The sequence below is a fragment of the Paenibacillus sp. B46(2026) genome, from assembly GCF_056786355.1.
The window spans coordinates 5365347-5381723 of sequence record NZ_CM165907.1; the positions used below are offsets into that span (position 1 = coordinate 5365347).

Sequence of the window (16377 nt, forward strand, 5' to 3'; positions counted from 1 at the left end):
AAAAAAGCCTTGCCCCATTCTTCATGACAAAGAATAGAGAAAGGCTTTCATGCTGCTACTTAATCCTAACTGCAATTCGCGTCAGATCTTCAGTTCTCCAAGCTTAATCAGCTCGACAACTGCCTGCGAACGACCCTTAACATTGAGTTTCTGCATCACATTCGAAATATGGTTACGCACCGTTTTCTCGCTGATGAATAACTGCCCTGCGATGTCACGCGTTGTTTTGTCCTGAACCAGTAATTCGAATACTTCGCGTTCACGGTGGGTTAACAAAAATTTGCTTTTATGATCGATACCCTTCAATGTTCACCCCTCCTTGCTCGGGTTGTGTTGGTGTAACAAGGTTAAGGGGATACAGTCAACTCATCTTATGTCAGGTCAAGAGCGTTGGTTCAATTTTATAAGAAAAATGGGCAGGAATTATGTGATTCATTGTCCAAATAGAACGTGTTCGGTTATATATGTATTGGATCATGTAAAACAAACATGCCTCTGCAGCTGATGTTGCCATCCACGCAAAGGCACACTTGTTCATCTGTCTTAAAAATTACCGATTCATTCGATTCATTATGCCATCGTTGTTGTTACGATTTAAGATACCATCGCCAAGGATGCCATCACGGTTATTGGAATCCGTTCCGCTCGTTGGGAAAATGCGCTCCACCATCGATTGGAACGTATCGATCATGCCACTGACCGGTTTACCGTTACGAATATCTGTGGCATAGTTCTCGACATGCTCCACAAAATCCGGATTGGCTGATACATATACATTCTCGATGTTCGGTGCAAACTGCTTGATTTTGGCTGAAATTTTACCCTTGATCTCCTCGGAAGTGTTGTCATCCGTGCTATCCATCCGTGGACGTTCACTTCTTGTTCCATACTGACTTTCGTTCATAGGGCGTGCTTTGCCGCTGTTCGTCAGACCACGCATCATGCCCATCGTGCCTGTGCCCATCGTGCCGTAGATGCCGCGATCATTGCCCATATGGCTGCGATCAGTTGCTGTACCCGTGTTCAAGCCTGGAGCAATACCGCTGGTGCTGTATGGAGACATCGTTCCGGTTCCGCCATTCACACGCATACCACCCATATCCTGATTCATGTTTCCACCACGCATGGTATCACTGGCATGATTGCGCATCGCCCCACCCAGCATGCTTGTACGACCATTCGACTTGCTATCCAGCTTACCTGAATGACCATCCGCCAAACGAACAGCCACATATGCATTACGATCCGTTAACATGACACGGGCAGTTAGAACTTCTTTCATCTCCGTGATCCGTTTTGCCAGCTCTTCACTGGATTTCAGATCAGTGACATTATGCATGCGATAACTTTTCGCACGAATGCCGTCCATGCCATTCGTTTCCACACCGTAACGGTTAATACCGTTGGCTTGCTCACGAACACTTTGCGTATGAAGATTGTTGGTATCCCGATTTGTGCCACATCCTGTCAAACCGGCCATTACAAAAATTGCTGTAGACAATGATAACGTAATAGCTGTTGCCTTTTTGACTGCTGGCATGTACTCATCCTCCAATGTTTGTTGGTTTTGTTCACAAAGATAGGATGCGCTTCTGTGCGTGCCGATATGCTGAAAGGATATGGTACCTTACCCTGTAGTTTTTGGTCTTCCTTTTGATATTTACCCCCATAAAAATAAAAAAACAGTGCTGCTATGTTCGCAGCACCGCATTAATCTATTTAGTTCGATTTCGGTCCAAGTTAGTTATAATCACGTATCGTTCACTCGTTCATTCCCCGTCTGTTGATGAGGAAATCGTTGACTCATTTTCAGAACGCGATGACTCTTCTGAAGAAGTTGTCGATGCTTTAATCGTCTCCGGGAATTTCTCCGCTTCCGTCAGACTCGTCGCATCCATGGCATATGCCCACTGACCATCCGGCGTAATGACCCAGATCTGATCCGGTTCGGATGGCAGTGTAAGCCCCCGATATACATCTCGAACTTGTTGCCCATTTACCGTCTGTTCAACAGACAAGGTGAATCGGGGAACAGTGCCCTTCAGCTCGGAAGCTTTGCGCACATCATCGGCTGTAGACAGGTTTTTGATTTTGCCAATGAGAGATACGGCATCTGTGGCTTCAATGGATTTTCCATTCAGTGTCCATACCTGCTCTGCAGCACCATCCCCCGATGTCGATTTCAACATCCAGGTGGCAGCTTCACCTTCCCACTCCAGAGACGCGACATTCGTCTCATCCATGTTAAAAGGGGTTGTATCCAACAGATCACGACGTGACAAGTCTATGTTGGTCATCGCCTCTGTCTGCACGGCAACTACGGGACCCGAATCAACACGCACATAACGTGCATCATCTGCTGGAAGCTGGCCGCCAATAGCCAGTTGGATCTCCCGCTTATCTTTGAGTTTGATATCCATACGTGTAGCATCTGATCCTAATCCGTATTTATCCAGATCCGTCGGTTCTTCTTCCACCAACAGTTCCTGATTCGCAACACTCAGAGCATCCAGCCAACTGCTTACACTGTAACCGTTCAGAGGATAGGCTTTCGGTTCAACCATCTGCCAGACGCCATTCTCAAGCTCCAAAGTCGACGATGCTGCTGCACCGGATGTCTTCTCCGTTGTGTCATGTATCGTGATGGATTGGATGTCCCCGGACTGAATGCCAAGCAACTTGGCTTGTACCGCTTCTTCTTCCCGAAAATAATTTTGACTGGCTGCGTACACCCAGCCCACAATCAGTACGATGACCACCAATATCGTTGGAACCCATTTTCTCATACCCGTCTGCGCCTCCACCATAAGAGTACACCGATGATAACAAAGATGAGCGGGAACGCGACAATCGCCACGAAGAAGATCGTTCTGGCCTGTTCACCGTTCAGATATGCCATCTCATAACCGGCTTGTACCCGTGGGCGAATCGTCAGTCCATCTTCTTTTTCACTCAGATAGTTCACGGTATTCAAAATAAAGTCCCGATTGCCGCCATTCGCAATGTCCGAATCCTGCATGAAAATGGACGATCCAAGAATAACCGCCTTCGGTTTGCCATCGGTCGTATCGGCTGCATACCCTAATTCCACTGGACCTTGAATGTCCTCTTCCGGATCATTGGTCGTTTCATTCTGTAATAAGCCGCCGATATTCGTCTCCCCATAACTGTCATTCGAAGAATGCATTAATGGGGAAAGGGTATATTTATCCAGTTCTTTGCTGGTCAATGCAATCGACAGCGACAACCTTGGATACAATTGGCTGGCAGCGAGTTTGTCCGTGATTGCATGTGTACCATACTCTGGCACCACCCAAAGGGGCCCCATCGTACTGGCCTGCTGATTACCAACCATGACCGCATGCTCATCAACAACGCCATAGTCAGCCATGAGGGCATCGATGTTTTTCCAACTGGATTTCATATCTTCCACAAATCCGAGGGATAATAACAACTTGCCTCCATTACTCAGATACGTGCGAATAGCCTTCATTTCGGTATCACTGAGATCACGTTGTGGCCCAATAATGGCCAGCACATCTGCATCTTCCGGAACCTTCCCGGCCTGATTCAGCTGCAACTCTTCCGTCTGCACATTATTTTGTTCCAAGGAGGATTGCAGCGTAGTCATCTGAGCGAGACTCAGCTCTTCATGCCCAGTCAGGAATACCATTTTGTGCATCTCGGTAGAGGACATATTCATTAACGCCTGCGTAAGTTTCTCCTCACCTGTGAACTGATATGACCCGTCACTGCCGTCACCTGTCGCGGTAAACAAACTGGCGATATCAATCACTTTGTGTTGATCTCCCTGCTCCAGCACAATGGAGCTGCCTGTTATGCCATATTTGGATGCAAGCGCAGGTTCCTGCGTCAGATTATACTGTTTAAGCTTCAGCTTACTGTTGCGTTTGGTGTATTCCTCCACCATATCCGTGACCTCGCGGTTCAGGACGGTGTTGTTGGCATTTTCGACGGTTAACACCAGAATGTTGACGTCATCCTTCACGTTTTTGATCGCAGTAAGGGACTGGTCAGACAACGTGTATTGTTTGTTCGAGGTCAGATCCAGCTGGAAGCCGCCAAGTGAATTCAGGAACAGTGTTAGCAAAATAAAGATGCCAATCACCGCTACGGACAGCACGGTACTGTTGGTATGACTTAACCATTTTTTCATCTTCTCACCTCCACCGCTTCCGTTCCACAATTTGAATGCTTAACAGCAGAAACACACCCGAGAGAGTGACATAATACAATATATCCGGCCCACTAAGCACACCTTTCATGAAGCTGTCGAACCGGTTAGTCAGGGCAAACGGGTCCAGCCAATGTTGCAAAACAGATCCCGTATTGCCTGCGAATGAATTAAGCATCCACAAAACGAGCAAAATAATAAAACCCGCCACCGCAGACACCATCTGATGCTGGGATAACGTAGAAGCGAACAGTCCAATCGCCATCATGCTTCCGCCCAGGAAGAATAAACCCAGCGCAGACATCCATACCGTCGTCATATCCAGTGTCCCATAGAACGACATGATGAAGGGGTACACCAGACTGCACAGGATGAGCACGACCAGAATGGCGAGAGCAGCGAGATATTTGCCGAAAATAATTTCTGTTACACGTGCCGGAGAAGTCAGCAATAATTCATCCGTTCCCTGCCTGAATTCCTCAGCGACCAAACGCATCGTCAGCAATGGGACTACAAACAGAAGCATGGACAGTGTGTCCCCCAGCACGAGACGGTAATCGACAATACTCGGCTGGTAATATACAAAGCTGGAATAGAACAACAGACTGGTCATCAGTACATATACGGCAAAAGCAAAATAGGACGTTGGTGACAGGAAATAGGCTTGCAGCTCTTTGTTGCATACCGCCATCATTCGTCTCATTTGGAGCCCTCCCCTTTGCGAGAATGGGACGAAGTATCCGCTGTATTCGTTGATGTTCCCGATATACTTGTCGATTCGATATCTGAAGTTACATCCTGATCCGTCTCTGCCCCAGCAACCTTATCCACATCCGCCGAATTCTCGTCTGTGTCTGTTGTCTCGGTTGTGGTCAGCTTCAAGAAGATTTGCTCCAGACTTAGATTTTCCTTTTTCATCTCCAGTATGGGTAATCCTGCACCAGACAAAAGGTAGAACAGCTCTTCCCGGAAATCTTCCGCGCTTTCTCCAGTAAGCAGCATTGTAACCGTATCCGCTGAATCTGACGTAAGTGAAGTGCCTTTGGCGGTATTGGCATCCGATGCCTGAATGACTTCACTCCGCACCTTCTCCCATGGTGTCAGCACATTATGTAGTTGCTCCGCAGTGGCTTTCACTTCAATCGACACCTTGAACTGCTCTCCCATGGATGAGCCAAAATGCTGTGGCGAACCATCCAGTACGAGTTGTCCCTGATTAATGATCAACATACGATTACAGAGCGTGCTCACTTCAGGCAAAATATGTGTACTGAGCAGCACCGTATGGTTCTCGCCCAGTTCCCGGATCAGATCCCTGATCTCGATAATCTGATTCGGGTCAAGGCCCGATGTTGGCTCATCCAGGACCAGCAGGTCTGGCTTATGAATAATGGCTCCCGCCAGTCCAAGACGTTGCTTGTATCCCTTGGATAACCCACGTACCAGTTGTTTTTCCCGACCCTGAAGTCCCAATCTGCTAACCATTTCACTGACGCGCAGCTTGACCTCACGTGCCGGGACATCTCTCAGATTCGCTACAAATCTGAGATAGGACTGCACCGTCATATCCGGGTAGAGCGGCGGAGTTTCTGGCAGGTACCCAATCTTCGAACGAACACGCTGGCCCTGCTCATGCACCGATGCACCATCCACCATAATGGAACCCGCGGTTGGATGCAGATAGCCCGTAATCATACGCATCGTTGTTGTTTTTCCGGCACCATTGGGCCCGAGAAACCCCACAATCTCACCACGTTCCATGGTGAAATCCAGTTGATGCACGCCGCGTTGCCCTTCGTACACTTTGCTGACCTGTTTCACTTCGAGCACATCATTCATCCTTTCCCGTTAAAATACCCGTGCGCCATCGTTTACTGTAGATGATGGTACACGGGAAGTTCTTTGTATATTACGTGATCTAGCCTAGCCTCAGCTTAATGTCACTTAAAAGAAAGCTTAAAAAATATTGTCCAAAATGTGAACATTCGAAGCAAAACCCACACCCTGCGCTTAAAGCCAACGTACCATAGAGTACAGGAGAATGTGCTCCTGACCAAAAGTCAGAGGGTGAATCGTGTGAAAGTATTATTCACGTTTTATATTTCAAGCGGTGGCGTGGATACGTTAAATCGACTGCGCACCGCTGTTCTGAATCGTCATGGTATTGAAGCGCACCTGCTGTATCTCCATGCAGGCTCGGGATTGCAGAATAACAGCGATACACCCACCTTCACCACATCCAGTGACGAAACTATCCATCATATCATTCATAGCCAACATTATGATGCCATCATTGCCACTTCGGACATTGCCATGCCCGGTCGCTTAAGGGGGCTTGGGTATACAGGACGAATTATATTTGAGGCTCAGGGACTCGGAACACGGGAGCAGGCCCTGGAAACCATACAGATGGCTACACCTTATCTTCAAGCCCATTGCGATGCCGCAGTCTTGCCTCCGACAGACCATCTGCTGGATATGTTCATTCACATCTGTCCATGGCTTCATCGGTTTGTTATTCCTAATATGCTGGATACGGACACCTTTGCCCCAATCTTGGTGGATGCGCCACCCTATCCCGTGCTAGCTTGGGTAGGGCGACTTGAACACAACAAAAACTGGCGTGAATATTTAACCATATCCAGTGAAATCGTCAAAAAAAATCCGAAAGCCAGACTATGGTTATTCCACGATCCAACTTTGGCTAATCCAGAAGATGAAGTCATGTTCCGGCACATGCTGGCAGAATACGGGCTTGAGGATCGGATTGGCATCTTCATTAATGTTCCTCATTCTCAGATGCCTGCATATTATTCCATGATTGCCGCTTCAGGAGGCATCATGTTATCTACTTCTCTACTGGAAGGATTCGGCTATGCCGTCGCTGAAGCCATCAGTTGTGGCTGCCCGGTACTCAGTACGGATTCAGACGGGGTGCGTTCATTTATCACACATAATAAGACAGGAAAGTTTTATCCGATTGGAGATGTCTCAGCAGCTGTTGCCGAAGCTATGGACCTCATGAACAACCAGAAACTACGCGAATATATTCGCATTCAGGGCAGACAGCATATGAGCTTGTCTTTCTCGCCTGATCGGTATGCCGTTTCTTTCCGTGAAATGATGACCGCCTTGCGTATTTTCCATTGAGGATCGCAAAAAGGCAGCTCAGAGGGATTCTCTGAACTGCCTTAACAGGGTTGATATTTTTAGTGTCCCATCATCATCGCGGGATCAGGCTTGTCGCCATTCTGAAGATCTTCCTTCGGCATTGGTTTTGGTTTGCGCAGGATCAAACTGAGCAAACATCCGAACAATGCAATACAAGCGGCCAGGAAGAATGTATCATTGAAACCACCCACCAGACCTTGCACTATAGCCGTCGGCTCCGTACTCGTTGTATTGTCTGCGATTCTTGAAGTAAGGAAGCCTGTAAGCCCTGCAACTGCGAAGGATACGACCACTTGCTGTGCTGCAGCCGTGAGCGGTGTAACCCTTCCAACCAACTTACGTGGTGCGGCATTCAATACATGCGTATTGAGCGGCATCATGGACAAGCCCATACCCAGGCCCATCATGACCAGAGCTGTTATAATCAGACCAAGACCTGTCTCTGCCGTGATGGAGGACAGAATAAACAATGCACCCGAGATAATTCCCAGACCCACGAAGGCCAGAGGTCTCGCACCAATTTTATCAAACAATCGACCGCCGAGCGGCATACCCACTCCGGAAGCCAGAGCCTGTGGAAGCAGAATGAGCCCTGTCTCCAGTGCAGTGTACCCTTTGATTTGCTGCAAATAGAGCGGGATCAGAATCATCGCACCGAACAGCGCCACTTGTGACACCCATGCGAGAACAATCCCCCGCGAGAAGTCAGATGATTTGAATACCCGAAGTTCCAGCAACGGATTTTGATGACGCAATTCTACAATAATGAACAAAATGAGCGCTACACCACCCACAATTACACCCGTCAGTGTTGTTGCAGATGTCCAGCTCGTTCCACCCTCACTCACACCATAAGCGAGCATCGAGAACGCAATCGGAGCCAAAATCATGCCGAGCAGATCCAGTGCAGGCGTGCGTCCACGATCCGTATCAGGCAAGAACTTGATACATAGAATGAAAGCTGCAATACCAATTGGTAAGTTAATCAGGAAGATCCAGTGCCAGCTTAGTGATTCAATAAACCACCCGGACAATACTGGACCTAATGCAGGGGCAAGCAGCATGGGAATTCCGAGCATACCCATGATGGAGCCTCTTCGCTCAGGAGGAGCCAGACGAAAGACCATCGCCATACCAATAGGAGCAACCATGCCTCCACCAAGGCCTTGAATGATACGGTAAATGATTAATTGCTCAGGTGATTGGGCAATCGAGCATAACACAGAACCCAAGGTAAACATGGCAATCGTGAATAGGAATACTCTTTTGGCACCAAAGCGGTCCGTTAACCAGCCTGCCAGTGGAATAACCGCAGATAAAGCCAAGGTGTAACCCGTAACCGTCCATTGGATGGTCTTAAGATCCGTCTCAAAATATTGAACGAGATTCGGAATGGCCACGTTCACCACCGTGCTGTCCAGTATAACCATGATCATACCAACGATAATAGCCAGGAGTGGCAGTATAATCGTTTTGATTGAAAACTCTGCGGGCTCCTGAGATACTGCTGTTTGTTCTTTCACGTTCTCCACACTCTTTTCCAGCCGGGAGATCGCAGGTTTATCCCTGCGTCTTGCTCAGCCTATATTTACGACCAATTTCAAACCATCGTTTTAAACTTTCGTTTAACACTGATCTAATTCTAATGAAAATACCTTTGCTGTCAAGCTATTTTTTAGAACTTTCTACTATGGATACACCACAAAAAAATGGAACAGGCATTTCCCTGCTCCATACACTGGCTGATCATACCTATTCAATTATGTCCATATCAATCTGCGAGCTTTGTCATCTGATATTCTGACAGTATGCCCAACGTCTGACCGTGAATACTCCTGCAGTACATTCGAATAACCAGATGATTCGGTGATGAACTGTTGCTGATGATCCTCATTTCATAAGGCTCGGATGACACATCCAGATTATGAATGACCTGGTTACCGCCCGCTCCCCCCGAACCCGATCCGATATGAAAAAGATGTCGGTATAGCTCCCCGTGGATACTGGCCGCACCAACAAATACATCTGTCCCTTCCCCGCCGCCAACATAGGCTAATTCCACATCTATATATTTCACGGGAACAAAAGTCTGTAACAGATTCTCATGAATTTCAAGTAAATATGCGGCCACTGCAGATCCCTCCTTCGAAGCATGAACCTTCCTGTACATAGGATATGCTTCCTCTCGTCCATTGCCATCTGCATTTACCCATTTTCGAACAATTGCTCGGAAATGCCCGACCTTCCGGTCCTCTTTTTTCATAGAATAAAAGGATAGAAGCTCGGCCGGTGCAGGCCGTGACAAGGAGGTAGCTATGAGAGTTCTGCTCGTTACGTATTGGGAGCTTACACATATGGGTGGAATATGGACATATGTCAAACAGCTGGCTGACAGGCTGATCGCACTTGGTGTTGAAGTTGATATCATGGGCACGAATGGTGCCAATAACGAAGTATATATTCGGAATCTGAACCGGGCATTCTCCAAGGATAAAGTGTGGCCTATGCTGCAAGCGAAGCTCAACCCAACCGATCTGCCACAATTCACAGCTGATCCTCTTCTGGCTTATTATGAATTGAACAGATATGCCTTCGAGATGGCTGCCGCTTATCTGGGGGTGGACCACTATGACGTCATCCATGCGCAAGATCCGGTAGCCGCCGTCGCTATAAAACGCATCTTGAACCGCAATATTCCGCTTGTCACCAGTTATCATGGAGCACTTGCACGCGAAGCCTTCTATGATGCCCAAAATTCCAACCCGCAGCTAACCCTCTCTGCATATTTGCAATCGAAACGCGGACGTTATTTTCTCTCATTGGAAGAGCGAAGTGCAGCACTGTCTGAGCTCATTCTGGTGTCCAGTCATTGGATCAAGAGTACGCTTACAGAGCTTGCGGTTCCCGAATCGAAGTTCCGGATAATCCCTTATGCCGTGGATCTGCCGGCCTACCGTGCATTAGCAGCGACGAAGTTCCGCCAGCGACCACCCACCGGCAAGAAAGTCATCGCCTTTACCGGAAGGCTTGAATATATCAAGGGCGTTCATGTGTTAATAAAAGCCTTAGCCAGTCTGAAAAGTAAACGTTCCGATTGGGTCTGCTGGATCGCAGGGGAAGGCAATCTGTTTGATGAATTGCGTGCCCAGGCCACGGCGGCTGGTATTTCAGCCGATGTTGTGTTCTGGGGCAAGCTGGACAATATTCCTTCCTTCCTGCGACATGCCGACATCTATGTCCAGCCCAGTCTGCAGGACACCCAGCCGTTCTCCGTTACCGAAGCGCAGCTGGCGGGTGTACCTGTTATCGTTAGTGGTACAGCCGGCATGCCTGAGATGGTTGAACCTGGACGTACGGGATGGGTTGTTCCTCCGCAGGATGTCGACTCGCTCCGTGAACTGTTGGATGCACTACTTGAGGATGATGTTACCCGGAGAACAGTGGGTGCGGCGGCGAAAGCATGGGCTGAACAACACCGTTCACTGGAAGTGATGGGATTTCGTACATTTCAAGTCTACCAAGAAGCCATCTACAGAGGAGGACATACGATATGACGTTACTTGTACCGAGTGATCTATACAATCGCTGGTTTTCGACTCCAGTTTCCACACCTCACATCGACGTGGACTACGCTGTAATGAATGAATTGATGAAGAAGCTGCCTAAAGGACATGTATTTCCCGATCCTGCATCGATGGCGATCATGAATTCAAAAGATTGAATCGTCCAATGATATGCCGTCTTCATATAACATGCAGGGAATATCAAACAAGGGGTGTCCCATATGTCATTAGAATGACTGGGGACACCCCTTATTTGCTTTAATTGTGTTCTAACGAACCGAGAACGCGCTATATGCTCCATTTTGCACAAGTCTGACATGTAACGAATCACAGAGACGTTATTTCATACATCGCGGGGGAAATCCAGATCTTATTAATCTGTCGCCAACTTGGAATACATATTCAGATCGTTGAACGTTTCGCCTGCCCTCTCGTATGCTCTGAGGGTGCCTTCGTATGTGAAATTGAGCTTTTGTAATAGCTTGATCGAGTTCACATTATCGGGGTCAACCTTTGCTTCAATTCGATTCAGCTTCAAAGCCGAGAATCCGTGAGCTAACAAAGAAGAGATCGCTTCGGTAGCATATCCTCTGCCCCAGTGTGATCTCGCAATGTCATACCCAATTTCTGCTTTTAGATTGTCAAAATCCAGCAAATTATAACCACATGAACCTATGATTTCATTGGTCTCTAGCAAAATGATAGAGAACCGAATGGCCTTGTTTTCCTGAGAAAGATCATGCAGAAGATTAATCATTTCTATGGCTTGATTTTCATCTGTAAAATGATTGATATTCATAAATCTAGTAACATCCGGATCAGACCAAATCTTATACAAGCTGGCCGAATCCGATAGGTTCATTTTTCGCAAATATAACCGTTCTGTGTGTAACTCTGTAATCAATACTCTTACCTCCATCAATTTATTAATAGTTAGGTTTAAGATATTGATATCTGCGCATAGTCCAGTCCCTTCTTTTCTCAACTTAAATTCATTATATAAAAAAACCACAGGATGCTGCCACTTGTTCACCAAAAAGAGAGCCCTCCCTTATAGCAATTAAAAATTGAAATATAAATGAATAACAAAAAAGGTGGGTCCCTAACATTACAAGGGACCTACCTTTCTAACAACAATTATACGTTTCCTCATTTTAAAGAAAATTTTTTTTTTCTAAATTTGTATTTTATAATTCTTCAATACGAATGACTCTATCAAAGTAAGTAAGTATATTGGTATTATGCGTAACAACCACAATTGTTTTTCCCTTCCTATTTAATTCTTTTAAATGTTCTAATATATATTTTTCGTTCTGCTCATCCAAGCTTGCAGTTGGCTCATCAGCAAGAATCAGATCACTATCTTGCAGTATAAGTCTTATAATGGCAATTCTTTGTTGTTCCCCTCCACTTAGCTGATACACCATCTTTTTTTTCAGTGCGGTGAGTGCAAATTCATCCAGATAACGATCAATCAACTCATTCTTGGCTTTTTTGTTCATCTTCTTATATTCTAGAGCCAAGCCCAGATTCCAAAGCACAGTTTCATCATCCACCAAACCATAATTCTGAAATAAATACCCTATCCTCTTTCTCCTCAGCATCATTGCTTCTTTGGAATGAATTTTAGGGTTCTGATGCCCAAATAGATGCAAGTTTCCTTCATCTTTACTCGTAATCAAACCGATAATATTTAATAAAGTTGTTTTTCCTTTTCCGCTTTCACCTGTAATTGCGACCATTTCACCTGTATTTATGGTTAGATTCATCCCAGATAGTATGGCTGAACCTTCATAACCTTTTCCAATATTAACAAGCTCAATTTCATGCATCATGATCCTCCCCGTAATATTTTATGAATATTTCTCACAATAACCAACCTATACAGGATAAATAAAATAACAATGTCTACCAATAAAATTAATAAATATACTATTAAATTAAATGGGATGAAGAAGTTTAAAAACGTAGCAGATAACAAAATGAGTGTAATTAGAAAGCGTGATCTCAGTATTCTAAAATCACTAAATCCCAAACCATACTTGTTAGCCAGATTTTTTCTATTGAACATTACATCAATGTAATTAGAAATATAAATAACAAAAACTAATGTAATTAAGAACAAAACAACAAATATAAAGGATTGTTGCATGTAAAATTCTGTAGAACTTATTTGACTTTGAAAAGGTGTAATCAATGAACCTTCAATAATTAGGTTCGATAAATTGAAGTTTTTGACTTGAGTCGAAAATTCTTCTCTGCTGTCTGCTTTGATAATGATGTTTCCTTGATTTAATTGGTCATAATAGTATAGTTCATCAAATTCTCCCTGATCCAAGATTATAATTGGGTCTTCAATCTCTTCCCCTGAAAGCTCTCCTCTGTCACCTTTACCAAGTAATTCAGGTTTCAGGCCGTTTGCAATATATAGAATGTCCACTGACTTGATCAAATTAGAGTTGGCGTTCTCAATTTCATAATTTTCATTATAACTTAATAATGCATTGTATCTTTTTGTATAGTATTCAATGATTTCTTGTTCATGTCGCTTATGCTTTTCAGGCACCAGAATTGTTGGTACTTTGATACTCTGCAAATGAATCGGCATACCTTGAGGATCTAAAATGTCCACAAACGTATTTAGATAAGTGTCATTCACAAAAATATGATTCTCCCTAAAATCAGATAAAACCTCTTCGCGTGTAGTTCCTCTGCGTTCTAATAAACTAGAAGAAAGTTGAGATAGTACACTGGAGAAATTGTGAACATATAACTGATCCGAGTTCCTGAAATGTTGTAATATCTCTTTAACAGAATCCCCATATTCAACAAGCAAATTTTTATTTTGAAGAGCCTTTTCATACTCGTCTGAGTTGTATCCAATGGACGTATAATAGTTTTCTAAATTTGAAAACTTATCATAAGTATGTAGTGCCTCTTTGTATTTAACAAAATTTTGTGAAAAAATTGAGGCAGATACTGTGATTGATAAAATCAATATAATTTTCACAGCATATAAACTCAAATTTAATCGGTTAGAATATACTTTATTTTTTATCATTAAACTAATGTCTATATATTTGAGGCTAACTTGGGTAATCAGCAGCATCATTAAATTTAATATCCCAATACTTAATAAGTAGAAAAATAACATGAAAAAGTAACGTGTTACAATATTATTGAGACTCAGGTAATAAACGATATGTACACCAAATATAATTGGAATAAGAATACTCTGCAGCAAAATAAGTTTTCTTACAGAAGTCATAACCATACGTAAAGATGAGAATCCTAGAACCTTTTTCACTGCATTCACCTTTACTCTTGTAAAGGTATAAATAAAAAAGATAAGTTGAGACAGTATCAAAAGTATCCCAAAATTAATTGAATTAGATTGAAATATCTGCTGATATTCGATCATAGCTGAATCTGCTTTCAATGTGATTCCAATATCACTCGAGATATTGTTTAATATATCTTCATCGAGATTGGTGGAAAAGGCCCCATCACTATCTATGAACTCTTCTTCCGTTAATACATAATAATTGAATGTCTTATTAGATGAAGTTGAGTTCAATAAATTTAGATTTGCCAAATCGCTATGATATATTTCATAAATCATTTTGTTATTGTTAGATACAGGAGTTTTTATCAATTGAAATTTGCATTTGTTATCGATTTTACATTGCTCATTCAAGCTCTTATATAATTTTCTCAGATTATCTCCGTTGTAATTTTCCACACTATAGGAACTTAACGAATCATCTCCAAGATGGTTGAGTTCAAAAATTGGATAGATTGTCTGATTAAATATAATTGATAATAATAATAGTTGACCAAATATGAAAATAAAAATTGCCCTTACCATGTTTTACCACCTTTAAGCAATCATTTATGAAACAAGAAGAATGGCATCCTTGATGCACCTAAGTATAATCAAACATTAACTATGTGGATTATTTACTACCGCCACTAGAAAGAAGCCGATAATCATAATAAGATGATTCATTACACCATAGACTTCTCTCAGCAGTTATATACGCTTTATCTGGAAGCCATCCTGACGTAGTTACACTCGAACATACCTTTACACTAGCTTTAACCTCATAGAATCTTCCATCATCTTTATTATTATCATAGATGTCAGAGAACACGCGGGTTCCTGTTTGACCCCCATCATACCATAAGTCTCCTCCTGCAACCGGTCCAGCAAATACAGTTACAGATGTTAATGCGAAGACTACTACCGCAAATAAAGCAGTCAGACCACGTTTGAAATTTTTCAACTTTTTACCTCCCCCAAAATATGGATGCCATTCTTCTATAAGTAAAATACTAGTACACTATCAAATTATTGTCAATATATCCCTAGTGAATATTTTAAATAAATTGATTTTTTTTACAAATGATACCGTAACTATTCTCCTGTATAATAATTCTAAATCAGTTTTCATATCTCGTAGTCGAAACAATTAACACTTACTCCTACAACAAAAAAAGTACCCTTACCCAGTAATAGCATAAAGGTACTTTCTTCCCATTTGAACCTCTGAATCCACCAGTCGTGACTACTCTATTTCCAATACCCACCAACCTGAAGCAAATTGAGCAAAATAGGCCGATGCTTCGCTTGAACTTGTTCCATCTCGGCAACCAGTGCCTTGAAGTGACGTTTGGTTCCCATCGACTCATGCAAACGGTAGCACATCAGCGGTTCATTGTAATAGAACATCTCATACATCGGAAATAGTCTCATCCACATCTCATAGTCATGTGTGTAGCGAAAATCGGTGTCGAACAAGCCGAACCGCTCAAATGCATCCATCTCTACCATGACAGTACAGCCGTTGATCGGACAATCTTCCAGCAGTACCTGCAACATCTCCAGACGGCTCCCCACCTCAGGCTGCACCGTATCCAACCACTCACTATCTGCGTTCACATAATGGTAGGCACCATGGCAGAATGAAGCCTTGACCTCGCGCATAAACTTCAGTTGCTTCTCCACCCGATCCAGCAGCATCACATCATCTGAACTGAGCCAGACAAAATATTCTCCTGTCGCCTGCTTGATTCCCTCGTTCAATGCTGTTGCGGTTCCACCGTTTTCTTTGCGAATATAGCGGATAGAATCCATAAATGGCTGTAGCCGCTCCACATGCTCAGTTGACCCATCATCCACCACGATCACTTCAATCTGCGGATACGTCTGGTGAATGGCACTGTGAACAGCCTGTTCGATATAAGCACAATTGTAAAAAGGAATGACGATCGATACTTTCGGCTCCATTCGGGCCTCCCCTTCCTCCGCTTGTCTCTGCACAGCCATTGCTTTTTCTCTATTATATGAAGAACGATTCAATCGGTATCGGACATCTGTAGTGCTGTATAAGCACATTTCAAAACGGATGGGCAGCATCTCGGCTCGCTAAACTTGCATACTTAGGC

At 44.0% G+C, this 16377-nt stretch carries 16 protein-coding genes; 3 read left to right on the forward strand and 13 right to left on the reverse strand.

Annotated features, from left to right (window positions below):
- Positions 1 to 81: 81 nt before the first annotated feature.
- The 6 genes from AC1S8V_RS23815 to AC1S8V_RS23840 form a co-directional block, all read right to left on the reverse strand.
- Positions 82 to 306 carry a helix-turn-helix domain-containing protein gene (locus tag AC1S8V_RS23815; RefSeq protein ID WP_017692532.1) on the reverse strand — a complete coding sequence of 75 codons (225 nt, stop codon included), beginning with the start codon at positions 304 to 306 and terminating at the stop codon, positions 82 to 84.
- Between the two features lie 244 nt (positions 307 to 550).
- The gene (locus AC1S8V_RS23820; protein WP_482071035.1) at positions 551 to 1540 is read right to left on the reverse strand and encodes a YhcN/YlaJ family sporulation lipoprotein; all 990 of its coding nucleotides are present in this window, start codon (positions 1538 to 1540) and stop codon (positions 551 to 553) included.
- Between the two features lie 229 nt (positions 1541 to 1769).
- Positions 1770 to 2786 carry a DUF4340 domain-containing protein gene (locus AC1S8V_RS23825; protein ID WP_482071036.1) on the reverse strand — a complete coding sequence of 339 codons (1017 nt, stop codon included), beginning with the start codon at positions 2784 to 2786 and terminating at the stop codon, positions 1770 to 1772.
- Positions 2783 to 4177 carry a GldG family protein gene (locus tag AC1S8V_RS23830; RefSeq protein ID WP_482071037.1) on the reverse strand — a complete coding sequence of 465 codons (1395 nt, stop codon included), beginning with the start codon at positions 4175 to 4177 and terminating at the stop codon, positions 2783 to 2785. The genes AC1S8V_RS23825 and AC1S8V_RS23830 overlap by 4 nt, the downstream gene beginning before the upstream one ends.
- Before the next feature lie 4 nt (positions 4178 to 4181).
- The gene (locus tag AC1S8V_RS23835; RefSeq protein ID WP_482071038.1) at positions 4182 to 4898 is read right to left on the reverse strand and encodes an ABC transporter permease subunit; all 717 of its coding nucleotides are present in this window, start codon (positions 4896 to 4898) and stop codon (positions 4182 to 4184) included.
- Positions 4895 to 6025, reverse strand: coding sequence for an ABC transporter ATP-binding protein (locus AC1S8V_RS23840; RefSeq protein WP_482071039.1), 1131 nt, complete (start codon positions 6023 to 6025; stop codon positions 4895 to 4897). Before AC1S8V_RS23840 ends, AC1S8V_RS23835 begins: the two co-directional genes overlap by 4 nt.
- A 237-nt stretch (positions 6026 to 6262) precedes the next feature.
- On the opposite strand from AC1S8V_RS23840, the gene AC1S8V_RS23845 reads away from it, so the two are divergent.
- Positions 6263 to 7345: a glycosyltransferase family 4 protein gene (locus tag AC1S8V_RS23845; protein WP_482071040.1), complete on the forward strand. Its 1083-nt coding sequence runs from the start codon at positions 6263 to 6265 to the stop codon at positions 7343 to 7345.
- A 59-nt stretch (positions 7346 to 7404) separates the two neighbouring features.
- Here the strand turns inward: AC1S8V_RS23845 and AC1S8V_RS23850 are convergent, their stop codons facing one another.
- Positions 7405 to 8889, reverse strand: coding sequence for a DHA2 family efflux MFS transporter permease subunit (locus AC1S8V_RS23850; RefSeq protein WP_482071041.1), 1485 nt, complete (start codon positions 8887 to 8889; stop codon positions 7405 to 7407).
- Between the two features lie 248 nt (positions 8890 to 9137).
- The gene (locus AC1S8V_RS23855; protein WP_482071042.1) at positions 9138 to 9497 is read right to left on the reverse strand and encodes a hypothetical protein; all 360 of its coding nucleotides are present in this window, start codon (positions 9495 to 9497) and stop codon (positions 9138 to 9140) included.
- Between the two features lie 184 nt (positions 9498 to 9681).
- Here AC1S8V_RS23855 and AC1S8V_RS23860 point away from each other — a divergent pair, with 184 nt between their 5' ends.
- Together AC1S8V_RS23860 and AC1S8V_RS23865 are read left to right on the forward strand one after the other, a co-directional pair.
- Complete coding sequence (locus AC1S8V_RS23860; protein WP_482071043.1) at positions 9682 to 10920, forward strand: glycosyltransferase family 4 protein; 1239 nt, start codon at positions 9682 to 9684, stop codon at positions 10918 to 10920.
- The gene (locus tag AC1S8V_RS23865; RefSeq protein WP_482071044.1) at positions 10917 to 11087 is read left to right on the forward strand and encodes a hypothetical protein; all 171 of its coding nucleotides are present in this window, start codon (positions 10917 to 10919) and stop codon (positions 11085 to 11087) included. The genes AC1S8V_RS23860 and AC1S8V_RS23865 overlap by 4 nt, the downstream gene beginning before the upstream one ends.
- 215 nt (positions 11088 to 11302) lie before the next feature.
- On the opposite strand, the gene AC1S8V_RS23870 is transcribed toward AC1S8V_RS23865, so the two are convergent.
- The 5 genes from AC1S8V_RS23870 to AC1S8V_RS23890 all read right to left on the reverse strand — a co-directional run bounded on the left by AC1S8V_RS23870 (position 11303) and on the right by AC1S8V_RS23890 (position 16291).
- Entirely contained in the window at positions 11303 to 11833 is a 531-nt protein-coding gene (locus AC1S8V_RS23870; RefSeq protein ID WP_482074570.1) for a GNAT family N-acetyltransferase, read from the reverse strand.
- Positions 11834 to 12116: 283 nt separating this feature from the next.
- Positions 12117 to 12764 (reverse strand): putative bacteriocin export ABC transporter, encoded by a 648-nt coding sequence (locus AC1S8V_RS23875; protein WP_482071045.1) that lies wholly within the window; start codon positions 12762 to 12764, stop codon positions 12117 to 12119.
- Positions 12761 to 14797, reverse strand: a complete 2037-nt coding sequence (locus AC1S8V_RS23880; RefSeq protein ID WP_482071046.1) for a hypothetical protein — start codon at positions 14795 to 14797, stop codon at positions 12761 to 12763. The genes AC1S8V_RS23875 and AC1S8V_RS23880 overlap by 4 nt, the downstream gene beginning before the upstream one ends.
- A gap of 88 nt (positions 14798 to 14885) precedes the next feature.
- A complete protein-coding gene (locus AC1S8V_RS23885; RefSeq protein WP_482071047.1) occupies positions 14886 to 15215 on the reverse strand; it encodes a hypothetical protein in 330 nt (109 codons plus the stop codon).
- 287 nt (positions 15216 to 15502) lie between these two features.
- A complete protein-coding gene (locus AC1S8V_RS23890; protein ID WP_482071048.1) occupies positions 15503 to 16291 on the reverse strand; it encodes a glycosyltransferase in 789 nt (262 codons plus the stop codon).
- Positions 16292 to 16377 lie beyond the last annotated feature (86 nt).